General features: G+C 63.0%; 11 protein-coding genes. 9 read left to right on the top strand and 2 right to left on the bottom strand.

Annotated features, from left to right (window positions below; all coding sequences use genetic code 11):
* Positions 1 to 540: 540 nt before the first annotated feature.
* The 4 genes from HYH08_RS16910 (at position 541) to HYH08_RS16895 (ending at position 2,461) form a co-directional block, all read left to right on the top strand.
* A complete protein-coding gene (locus HYH08_RS16910) occupies positions 541 to 1,347 on the top strand; it encodes an IS5 family transposase (protein ID WP_220010929.1) in 807 nt (268 codons plus the stop codon).
* 246 nt (positions 1,348 to 1,593) lie between these two features.
* Positions 1,594 to 1,794, top strand: a complete 201-nt coding sequence (locus tag HYH08_RS16905; RefSeq protein ID WP_220010928.1) for a hypothetical protein — start codon at positions 1,594 to 1,596, stop codon at positions 1,792 to 1,794.
* A gap of 43 nt (positions 1,795 to 1,837) precedes the next feature.
* Positions 1,838 to 2,074, top strand: a complete 237-nt coding sequence (locus HYH08_RS16900; RefSeq protein WP_220010927.1) for a hypothetical protein — start codon at positions 1,838 to 1,840, stop codon at positions 2,072 to 2,074.
* A gap of 111 nt (positions 2,075 to 2,185) precedes the next feature.
* On the top strand, positions 2,186 to 2,461 hold the full coding sequence (locus HYH08_RS16895; protein ID WP_220010926.1) for a DUF6894 family protein: 276 nt from the start codon (positions 2,186 to 2,188) through the stop codon (positions 2,459 to 2,461).
* A 362-nt stretch (positions 2,462 to 2,823) separates the two neighbouring features.
* Here the strand turns inward: HYH08_RS16895 and HYH08_RS16890 are convergent, their stop codons facing one another.
* Positions 2,824 to 3,525, bottom strand: coding sequence for a hypothetical protein (locus tag HYH08_RS16890; RefSeq protein WP_220010925.1), 702 nt, complete (start codon positions 3,523 to 3,525; stop codon positions 2,824 to 2,826).
* A gap of 220 nt (positions 3,526 to 3,745) precedes the next feature.
* On the opposite strand from HYH08_RS16890, the gene HYH08_RS16885 reads away from it, so the two are divergent.
* The 3 genes from HYH08_RS16885 to HYH08_RS16875 all read left to right on the top strand — a co-directional run bounded on the left by HYH08_RS16885 (position 3,746) and on the right by HYH08_RS16875 (position 6,525).
* Positions 3,746 to 4,075, top strand: coding sequence for a DUF6949 family protein (locus tag HYH08_RS16885; protein ID WP_220010924.1), 330 nt, complete (start codon positions 3,746 to 3,748; stop codon positions 4,073 to 4,075).
* An 86-nt stretch (positions 4,076 to 4,161) separates the two neighbouring features.
* Positions 4,162 to 4,692 (top strand): gamma carbonic anhydrase family protein, encoded by a 531-nt coding sequence (locus HYH08_RS16880; RefSeq protein WP_220010923.1) that lies wholly within the window; start codon positions 4,162 to 4,164, stop codon positions 4,690 to 4,692.
* A gap of 129 nt (positions 4,693 to 4,821) precedes the next feature.
* Positions 4,822 to 6,525 (top strand): PAS-domain containing protein, encoded by a 1,704-nt coding sequence (locus tag HYH08_RS16875; RefSeq protein ID WP_220010922.1) that lies wholly within the window; start codon positions 4,822 to 4,824, stop codon positions 6,523 to 6,525.
* 19 nt (positions 6,526 to 6,544) lie between these two features.
* Here the strand turns inward: HYH08_RS16875 and HYH08_RS16870 are convergent, their stop codons facing one another.
* The gene (locus HYH08_RS16870; protein ID WP_220010921.1) at positions 6,545 to 6,709 is read right to left on the bottom strand and encodes a hypothetical protein; all 165 of its coding nucleotides are present in this window, start codon (positions 6,707 to 6,709) and stop codon (positions 6,545 to 6,547) included.
* A gap of 137 nt (positions 6,710 to 6,846) precedes the next feature.
* Here HYH08_RS16870 and HYH08_RS16865 point away from each other — a divergent pair, with 137 nt between their 5' ends.
* Together HYH08_RS16865 and HYH08_RS16860 are read left to right on the top strand one after the other, a co-directional pair.
* Positions 6,847 to 7,152 carry a hypothetical protein gene (locus tag HYH08_RS16865; protein WP_220010920.1) on the top strand — a complete coding sequence of 102 codons (306 nt, stop codon included), beginning with the start codon at positions 6,847 to 6,849 and terminating at the stop codon, positions 7,150 to 7,152.
* Positions 7,153 to 7,255: 103 nt separating this feature from the next.
* On the top strand, positions 7,256 to 7,660 hold the full coding sequence (locus tag HYH08_RS16860) for a hypothetical protein (protein WP_220010919.1): 405 nt from the start codon (positions 7,256 to 7,258) through the stop codon (positions 7,658 to 7,660).
* The last annotated feature ends 60 nt before the right edge of the window (positions 7,661 to 7,720 follow it).

Genomic DNA, 7,720 nt, shown 5'->3' with positions numbered 1-7,720 from the left:
ATCGCGCTTATGGACGCGTTCGAGATGCATGACACCAAGTGATGCCGTGTCTGCTGTGGGTCAATCGCGACGGTCGGGCCCGGTTTAAGTTAGGTCCGGTCTACCTCCGTCCGCCGACATATCCTTGGGCTTGGGCTGCGGCAGCGATGGGCCAGAAGGCGACATTTCTTTGTAGGGTCTGATAATCATACTTGCCAGCGGAGACCATCGAGCAATTCATGAATCGAATTAAGCAGGGATTGCTGATTGTAACCTCGGTTGCGGCGCTGTTTATCGTCGCTCTTTGCACGTACTTCCTTTTCAGATATCCGAGTCTCAGCTCGCTCATTACGTTCTTCGTGGTCGTGCCGGTGTTCCTAATCGTGGGGCTTGGCTTCCTCAGGATTGCAAGAAACCGGAATTAGGCGCTGCAAGACTGCTTTGGGTCATGAACGACAAAACTCAAGGTGAGCATAATAGGTCCGCTTTCGGGTGCATAGCGACCAGCTGAGCCCGACGGCCGAGCCATGATTCAAGCCTCCCAACGGAAGGGGCCGAATCATGCGCTACGAACTCACCGACTATGAGTGGTTCGCCATTAAGCCGATGCTTCCGAATAAGTCGCGCGACGTGCCACGAGTGAATGACCGTCGTGTCCTCAACGGCATCTTCTGGGTCTTGCGATCCGGAGCGCCATGGCGCGACCTGCCAGAAAACTTCGGACCGTACCCGACTTGCTACAATCGGTTTGTTCGCTGGCGACGGGCCGGCGTGTGGGCCAAGCTCATGAGCGCACTCGCCGGCGCCCATGATGCTGCCGTGCAGATGATCGACACTTCCATTGTTCGCGTACATCAACATGGGGCCTGCATCACAAGAAACCGGCGTCAATCGATGGGAAGGTCACGCGGCGGTCTGACGAGCAAGATCCATGCGGTGGTCGATAGCAATGGTCTACCGATACGGCTTGCGTTGAGCCCCGGCGAAGCGCACGACGTTCGACTTGCCGGAAAACTGCTGTCTCGTCGCAAATCCGGATCAATGCTGCTTGCCGACCGTGGCTACGACGCCGATTGGATCAGAGAGCTTGCCTTGAAGAAAGGCGCGTGGGCCAACATCCTCCCGAAAAGCAACCGAAGCGATCCGATCTGCCTTAGCCCTTACCTCTATCGCGCTCGCAACCAGGTCGAACGGTTCTTCAACAGGATCAAGCAATGTCGTCGGGTGGCGACGCGTTACGACAGGCTTGCGGGAAATTACCTTGCCTTCGTCCAACTCGCATCTATCCGGCTATGGCTGGCCGCGCGTTATGAGTCCGCGCCCTATCAACGATCGACTTCTTCTTGGCCAAGTAAACCTTCCCGCTGAGTCGGGTGAGCCATACCTTGAATTCCCGTTATGCGGGAGGTGCCCCGCGGCTTCACCTTGCTCCCTTTGCGCTGCTTACGCTTTCTGAGTATTTCCTGGGAAGTTCCCGCACACTTACCAAAGATCAAGCATTGCGCCGCCTCAGCTAAAGGCGCAGGCTCAGGTCATCACAGAACGGATCTTGGCTACTATCTGTGATGAGACCGCCGATAGCGCTCCCGCCCCCTCAAACCCGGGAGCAGCGCCATGCTGAAGCGGCGTCGTTTCAAACAGACGAAATCACTCGAAGAGCGGCTTGCCGAAGAGGCGAAGCAATTGCGCGAACAGGCAGACCTGCTTCCGCACGGGTCTTTGCGCGAGCAAGTCGTGCGGAAGGCTCGGCAATGCGAGACCGGCTCGCACATGAGCGAGTGGTTACGGTCTCCTGAATTGAAGCCGCCCAAGTGAGCGGCTGAACAGCAGCTGCCGCCCGCAGCTCGCGTTGGCTCCGATGGCAGAGTCATTCGGTCACAAGTTTACGATCGTCGAGGTGACCTCGGATTCCGGGGCCACAGAGATTTGGCTAGCTCTCGCTAAGCCGAAGCAGGCCGTGACACTTGTCCTGGCAGCTGTTCCGGAAGGTTGGACCGCACAAATCCTGCCTGCCGTGCTGACCGAAGAGCAGCAAAGGATGTTCGAAGAAGTCAAGCTCAAGCCGGGAGACGTTTACAGGCTCGCTTCGGAATGAGAGCTGCTCCAACAGGCTGGCTCTCCTGACGTCCGCGAAGGGCGCTTATCGGACCCCGCAGTCCGATCGGGCAAAATAGGAACTCCGGAGTGAGGCAACCGTTTTCGCCGTATGCCCACGTATTTTTTCGACCAGCACATCGGCAGCGAAATCGACGTCGATACAGACGGGACTGATCTGCTGGACCTCGGCACCGCGCGACGCGCGTCTCTTGAGCTGCTGGGCGAAGCGATCATTCTCGAACGTGCTCGGTTCCCTTTTGGCGAGCTATCGATTGTCGTGCGGGATGAGAAAGGTCCCGTGCTCCGCGTGTCTGCCAATGTTGTTACCGAAGAACTTGCACCCTCGCAGCCAACGGCAAAGAAGCCAGCATCACGCGCGTCTTGAAGGGTTCCGGTTGGATTGAGGGGCTCAAGCCCGAATCTAGCAAGGGCCTTGCGTCACCGACGGCCCGCCATTGCGGCCACGATGATCGTGGTCCCGCTGCCGAGGAAGAGATCGTAGACCGCTTCGGACAGGCCGGCGCGCGCATTGGAGTGGCTTCGGCGTGCGGTGGCCGGTGTGCTCCGCGTTGGGATCGTCCGAAGGCTGTCGCTTGCGATCGCCCCATGGTGACAACATACCCCTGTTTTGCCCGACGGGTCAAGCTCTATTTCGCAAAATACGAAGTTTTTGGAAATGCGAAGTCATGACAGGCGCTCGGCTACTGTGCATGGGGTTGTTTTCGAACTTCGGGTCGAGAGCCTCGTTCAGCCCTTCGGCCCGCGCAGCTGCGCCGTCAGCTTTTCCATCGCCTCCGCCACGCCGCGCCATTGCGACAGCCAGCTGCGCGGAAAGCGGAAGGTGAGGTCGGCGCCGCCGACGCGGCGTTCGGACAGGCACATGCCGGGCGTGGACGCATCGCGGGTGCAGCGCGCCGTCAGCGCGGGGCTTGCGGCGGTGTAGAGATCCTCGCTGCCGTAGGGCGTCTCGGTGCGGAACATCCGCATCGTCAACCCGTCCTCGGGCTGGGTTGCGACCTGGTCGAGATAGCGCGGATAGATCGTCGCCGTGCGCTGCTCGGGCGCGAGCGCATCGTGATGGGCGGCGATCGACAGGAAGATGCGGTCGATCGGCTGCATCGTCGTCTCGACCTGATCGGCGGTGACGTGCTTCGGCGCGCCGGGCGGCTCCAGCGAGGGATAGAGGAAGTCGAGATCGATGCGCTCCTGCGGTCCGGAGTGGCGCTGGATCTTCATCCGGATCGCATTGGTCGGCAGGTTGAACAGCGTATCGCCGACACTGACCGGCAACCGGTCCGGGCCGCTCGCGCCGCCGGTGCCCCAGGTCGGCCACAAAAGGTAGGCGACCAGCGCGACGGCGCCCAGCGCCGCCGCGCCGCCGAGCACGATCGGCACGACATGCGCCCGGGCGCGGGACGAGCGGGGGGAGGCTGCCGAAAACACCGTCATGATTGTAGCACGCGTGGACCCGAGGTCGGCCGGCGGCCGAATCAGCGGCGAATATGCCATGCGGCGGCGACGCCGCGGAAAGTTCCGGCGACCGGGCTCGCAACAGGGCCCTGCGCGGGCCGGGCGGCGGCGTTAACCTTCCCTTAAGGATAATGTAGCGTTAACCGGCACGATTTGTCACAGGAAGGCTCCTCGCGTTGCGTAAGGGCGGACCGCTCCGATGACACCTGAAGCTCTCAACTCCTTCTTCTCGATCTGCATCGGTTTCGCGCTCGCGGGGGCGCTCGTGAACGGCTACCAGGCGGCCACGCAGCGGCCGGCCGGCTTCGGCCTGTTGCAGGACGGCGTGGCGCCGAAGACGTTCGCCGCGGTGCCGTTCCTGGTGTTCGCGGCCCCCTTCATCATCATGCGCAACACGCTGCGCGGCATGCGGCTGGAAAGCCGCCGCGTTGAGTTCGTGATGATGGCGACCGTCATCGCGGGCTTCTGGAGCATGATGAGCGGCACCTTCTTCCTGATGACGCTGCGCGCGACCGGCGTGCTGGGCTGACACTTTGCATCACTGCGTGGCGCGGCGGCCCTTTGCCTGAGGGCGCCGGTTTCGCTATGGCTGGGTCAACCTGACAGGAGACCTCCATGGCGATCTATGAGCTCGACGGGCAGGCGCCCGATCTTCCCCCGGACGGAAATTACTTCATCGCGGAGACCGCCACGGTGATCGGCCGCGTGCGCCTCAAGCCGGGTGCGAGCGTCTGGTTCGGCGCGGTGCTGCGCGGCGACAACGAGTGGATCGAGATCGGCGAGGGCGCCAATGTGCAGGACGGCTCGACCTGCCACACCGACCTCGGCTTTCCCATGGTCGTCGGCAGGAACTGCACCGTCGGCCACAACGTCATCCTGCACGGCTGCACGATCGAAGAGGGAGCGCTGATCGGCATGGGCTCGATCGTGATGAACGGCGCCAGGATCGGCCGCAACAGCATCGTCGGCGCCGGCTCGGTCATCACCGAGGGCAAGGAGTTTCCCGAACGCTCGCTGATCATCGGCTCGCCCGCCCGCGTGATCCGCACGCTCGATGACGCCCAGGTCCAGAAGATGGGAAGCGCGGCGCGGTTCTACGTCGCCAACGGACCGCGCTTCAAGAACGGGCTGAAGCGGATCGGCTGACGCTGGTCCGTTTGCCTGGCCGCGCAGAGCCGCGGTTCCCGAACCGTAAAATTACCGCTCGGGACTTTAAGTCTCCGCTAGCGCGGGCGTCCCTATCCTGGAGCGTTTTCAACCAGGAGGAGCGGCGCCATGGGCGACGCAGCAGCAGTGGGAGCCCGGCTCGAGGCCGGAACCAAGTTTCTCAAGAAGCTGGTCCGCTTTGCACGCGGCGCCGACACGCTGAGCGTTGCGGAGAAGGTCTACAGCATCGCCGGCTTCCTCGCGATCGTGACGACCTTCCTGCTCGTAATGTCGATCCAGACGGTGCGGTTGCAGACGACCTATCGTCACATGCATGCCTCTTCTGCGGAGGCGGCGATCAGCGTCGGGCGCATCAACGCGCTGATCTACGCCATCGTGATGGAATCGCGCGGCATCTACATGTCCGCCGACCGCAATTCGATGAAGCAGTTCGCCGACGGGTTGCTGCGCCGCAACCGCGAGCTCGCCGACGCCGTGAAGAACATGGAGCGGACCGTCGGCGACGATGATGCCGAACAATTCGCCGGCTTCCGGCAGCGCATCGCTCATTTCATCGAGTTCCGCCAGGATCTGGTGCGGCGCGGGCTTGAGATCAGTGCGGCCGCGGCGCGCGAATTGGGCGACAATGAAGCCAACCGGGCGCTGCGCAACAAGCTGAACAGCGATCTCGAGGTGCTCGAACGGATCTACAGGGAGCGCGCCCGTCGGGCGGACGAGCTCGCCGACGAGAACCGTTATGCCGCCGCCTATCTGTTCGCGCTCGGGCTCGCGGCTCTCCTGCTGGCGGGGTTGAACGTCGTCGTGATGCGCAGCTCGGTGGTCGGCGCGCTCGCCGAGATCACGCAGGCGACCGATCGGATCGCGGATGGCGACGTCAAGAGCAAAGTGCCGCATCTCGGCCGTCACGACGAGATCGGGCGTCTCGCGCGCGCCGTGCAGCACTTCCGCGACGCGGTGGCGCGCATCTTCGAGCTGGAAGAGCTCGAGATGGGCACCGCGCAGGCGCGCGACGCGGCGATGACCGAGCGCGACAATTTCAACGACAAGTACCAGGCCAAGAAGTGGCAGCTCTCCGCCGCGATCAACAGCATGCCGCAGGGCCTGGTGATGCTCGACGCCAAGGCGAACGTGGTCGCGATGAACGCCAACTATCGGAAGATGTACAATCTTCCGGACACGATCCAGGCCGGATCGACGACGCTCGAGGAAGTCCTCCAGCACCGGGTCAGGAGCGGGCTGTTCAACGGCGACGTCGCCACATATGTCGCGGCTGTGCTCGACCGGATCGCCAGGCGCGAGCCGGCGGCCAACGAGGTCACCCTGAACGATGGGCGCACCATCAAGATCTACGAGCGTCCGATGGACGGCGGCGGCTGGGTATCGGTGCACGAGGACGTCACCGAGCAACGCCAGCGCGAGCGTATTCTGGAGCGGATGGAGCGTTTCCTCGCCACCATCATCGAGAACGTGACCGAAGGCATCATCGCCAAGGACGCGCGCAACCACCGCTACGTCTTCGTCAACAGATCGGCCGAGAAGATGCTCGGCATGTCGCGTGGCGAGATCATCGGCAAGACCGCGCGGGAATTGTTCTCGGCGGAAGCCGCTGCATTGATCGAGCGGCGCGACCAACAACTGCTGGCGCAGAAGCAGCAGCTCGAGCCGATCATCGACACCATCGACAATCCGACGCGCGGGCGCCGTGTCATCTCGGCCCGCCGGGTCCAGATCGGCGGTGCCGACGAAGAGTCCCACATGTTCGTGACCATGGTCGAGGACCGCACCGGGACGATGGAAGCGGCGGCCGCCTAGGCGTTCGTTTCGCGCGGTATCAGCTTCCTTCGGATTCGCGTGCTTCGATGGCGCCCGCGACCTTCTCGTGGCCGGCAGACCACAGCGCGTGCTCGTCGCTGCCGTCAGAGTAAGGATTGGCTTCCGCCGGAATGTTTTCGCGCGCGGCGCGCTCGCCTTCCGCAAAGGGATCGCGATCGGTCATCGTGGCTTTGCCTTTCCATTACGTCACGGTCGACGTGATTGCTCTCGTGCTCACACCGACCTGTTCAAGCTCATCCGGCGGGGTTTGTTCCGGAACCGCGCTTCGATGCAGCCGTTGACTGGCAAAGGAGAGAGTGAATGAGAGCATCGTCCAGGATTTCGCACAAAGCCTTGATCGTGATCCTGAGCTTGGCAGCCGTTCCCGCGGTATCGTTCGCGCAGACAACCGGCGGTACGTCCGGCTCCGGATCGAGTGGAGGCGTTTCCAATTCGGCAGCACCGCCACCCGGCACCAACAGCCTCGGTACGGCGCAGTCATCCGGCGCCAACACGGCCCCGGGCGTCACGACCGGCACCGCCGCAGACCCTTCGACCGATAAAACCGTCCAGACCGAGAACCGGATGCTCGACAAGAAGCTGAAGAGCATCTGCCGCGGCTGCTGACGCTCGCGCGGAAGTGAGACAGCGCAGCTGTCCGGAATGCCCTGATGACGCTAGCTTGGTCCGGCTTTGAAGCGTGGAGCTTGTCCACGCGGAGGATCGAGTGATGTTACGGAAGATGATGTTGGCGGCGCTGGCCGTCGCGGCGGTCGGACTGTCGGCGCCGCAGTCGGCCCAGGCCGCGGGTGGCTGGCACGGTGGTGGCTTCCATGGCGGTGGTGGCTGGCACGGTGGTGGTGGCTGGCACGGCGGTGGTGGCTGGCACGGGGGAGGCGGCTGGGGCCGTGGTTGGCATGGCGGCGGCTTCTGGCCGGGTGTCGCGATCGGGGCGGGGATCGCCGGTGCTGGCTATTATGGCGGCTATTACGGCTACGGTTACCCCTATTACGGCGATCCCTATTACTATGGTACCGGCTATGACGATGGCGGCTATGGCGGATGCTACGTCGTGCGCAAGCGCGTGATGACGCCGTCCGGATGGCGGTACCGTCGCGTCGACGTCTGCGAATGAAGCGGACGGCCTGCGGGCCCACTAAAAAACAAGGTCGTTGACGCAGTATACCGTCAACGA

The sequence above is a fragment of the Bradyrhizobium sp. BR 10289 genome, assembly GCF_019455385.1.
In the GTDB taxonomy this organism is placed as follows: domain Bacteria; phylum Pseudomonadota; class Alphaproteobacteria; order Rhizobiales; family Xanthobacteraceae; genus Bradyrhizobium.
This window is presented reverse-complemented; position numbering and strand designations above follow the sequence as displayed.

What these genes read in the sequence shown, in the direction of transcription:
- HYH08_RS16910 (WP_220010929.1), top strand. Translation starts at nt 541, where the DNA reads ATGCGCTACGAACTCACCGACTATGAGTGGTTCGCCATTAAGCCGATG.
- HYH08_RS16905 (WP_220010928.1), top strand. Translation starts at nt 1,594, where the DNA reads ATGCTGAAGCGGCGTCGTTTCAAACAGACGAAATCACTCGAAGAGCGG.
- HYH08_RS16900 (WP_220010927.1), top strand. Translation starts at nt 1,838, where the DNA reads ATGGCAGAGTCATTCGGTCACAAGTTTACGATCGTCGAGGTGACCTCG.
- HYH08_RS16895 (WP_220010926.1), top strand. Translation starts at nt 2,186, where the DNA reads ATGCCCACGTATTTTTTCGACCAGCACATCGGCAGCGAAATCGACGTC.
- HYH08_RS16890 (WP_220010925.1), bottom strand. Translation starts at nt 3,525, where the DNA reads ATGACGGTGTTTTCGGCAGCCTCCCCCCGCTCGTCCCGCGCCCGGGCG.
- HYH08_RS16885 (WP_220010924.1), top strand. Translation starts at nt 3,746, where the DNA reads ATGACACCTGAAGCTCTCAACTCCTTCTTCTCGATCTGCATCGGTTTC.
- HYH08_RS16880 (WP_220010923.1), top strand. Translation starts at nt 4,162, where the DNA reads ATGGCGATCTATGAGCTCGACGGGCAGGCGCCCGATCTTCCCCCGGAC.
- HYH08_RS16875 (WP_220010922.1), top strand. Translation starts at nt 4,822, where the DNA reads ATGGGCGACGCAGCAGCAGTGGGAGCCCGGCTCGAGGCCGGAACCAAG.
- HYH08_RS16870 (WP_220010921.1), bottom strand. Translation starts at nt 6,709, where the DNA reads ATGACCGATCGCGATCCCTTTGCGGAAGGCGAGCGCGCCGCGCGCGAA.
- HYH08_RS16865 (WP_220010920.1), top strand. Translation starts at nt 6,847, where the DNA reads ATGAGAGCATCGTCCAGGATTTCGCACAAAGCCTTGATCGTGATCCTG.
- HYH08_RS16860 (WP_220010919.1), top strand. Translation starts at nt 7,256, where the DNA reads ATGTTACGGAAGATGATGTTGGCGGCGCTGGCCGTCGCGGCGGTCGGA.